At 73.7% G+C, this 1,551-nt stretch carries 1 pseudogene; it reads right to left on the bottom strand.

What is annotated here, in order from left to right:
• Positions 1-1,551, bottom strand: a pseudogene (locus tag APM_RS09280) (hypothetical protein); the annotation flags it as partial.

The following is a 1,551-nucleotide window of genomic DNA, read 5'->3' as shown; positions in this document are numbered from 1 at the left end:
CGTTGCCGAGCGAGACGATGCCGCCGGCGAGCGCGAGGCTGCCCAGCGCGAGCGAGGCGGTGCCGGCTTCGCGCAGCAGGGCGCCGGTGCCCAGCGCCGATGCGCCGAAGGATGCCGTGCCACCCAGCTCGAACGTGCCGGCGGCAGCGGTGCCGAGGGCAAGCCCGGCGGCGGCGAGGCTGCCGGTCACCTCAAGGACGTCATTGCCCGATACTGCCGCGCCGCCGACATCGATCGTTCCCGCCGCATCGAGAGTGCCGGCGATGCCCAGGGTGCCAGTCCCCTGCGCGTCGCCGACCAGCGCGCCGCCGCCGAGCGTCGCCGCCGCATTGGCGTCGAACAGGGCGAAGCCGCCGGCGCCGATATCGAGCGCGGCGCCGCTCGCGGGCAGATCGAACGTGCCGGCGAAATCATAGGCTCCGGCAACCGACACGGTGCCGGCGACCCCCGGCCCCTCGACCAGCAGCGGCGCGCCGGCATGGGGGCCGAGCAGCGCGACATCGCCATTGGCCGGCGGCGCGCCGCCCTGCCACGACGATCCGGCATTGAACAGGCCGCCATTGGCGCCGGTGAAGTCGAGCGTGCCGGCGGGGGCGATCGCGATGCCGATCGCGGCACTCAGCCCGGCGAGCCCGGTGCCGCCGGTGAAGTTCAGCACATCGCCCGTGCCGCCCGCCGGCGCGGTATAGTCGAGCGCCGCGAGTTCCGCGTTCAGGTCGAGCGCGTTGGCGGCCGAGAGCACCAGCGACCCCACGGCCGCGCCGCCGCCGGTGGCGATCTGCCCATGGCTCGCGCTGACGGTCAGTTGCAGCCCGGCGGAGCCGTCGCTCGGCACCAGCAGGCCGAGGCCGATGATCGGCGTGGCGATGCCGTTCACCGCCTCGATCGAGGCGCCGGCGGCCGGCACGTCGTTCAGGGTGAGCGCGGCGCTGCTCGCCCGCAGGCCGATCACCTGATCGCCGGCCGAATCCGTCTCCACCACCGGCGACACGCCGGCGGCCAGGCTGGCATGGATGGTGACGATCTCGCTCTGCGCGGTATTGCCGATGACGACGCCGGCCACCTCGAACGAAGTCGGGGACACATTGAAGACCGACAGGTTGGTGAGGGTGGGAAAGGCGATGCGGTCGCCGGGGCGGAAGCCGGCGAGCGTGGCGGCGAAATCCGTCGGGTCGTCGAGCACGAGGACGCCGCCCTGCTCGCCCAGGGTGCTGGCATACCCGGTGCCGTCCTGCCCCGCGCTGGCGCCCGGCGCGAAGCTGATCGTGGCATCGGCGCCGACGGTGACCGGCGTGGCGTTGAACACGCCGTAGAGCGGCTGCACGGCGCCGAGCTCCAGCACCGCCCCCGGCGCGATGGCGAGATCGATCGAACCGCCGATGCTGCCGGCGGCGATGCTGAGCGGCGCCGGGCCGAGGGCGAGAATCGTGCCCGGGCCGACGATGGTTTCCGCCTCGCTGAAATTGCCGGCCATCAGCAGGCCCGCGCCCTCGAGCGTGCCGCCGGCGGCAAGCGAGATGGCATTGTACCCGGTGTTCGGCGCCGCGCCGT

It is taken from the genome of Acidiphilium sp. PM (genome assembly GCF_000219295.1).
GTDB lineage: Bacteria > Pseudomonadota > Alphaproteobacteria > Acetobacterales > Acetobacteraceae > Acidiphilium > Acidiphilium multivorum.
Note: the sequence above shows the minus strand (reverse complement) of the source record. Positions and strands in the feature narration are given on the sequence as shown.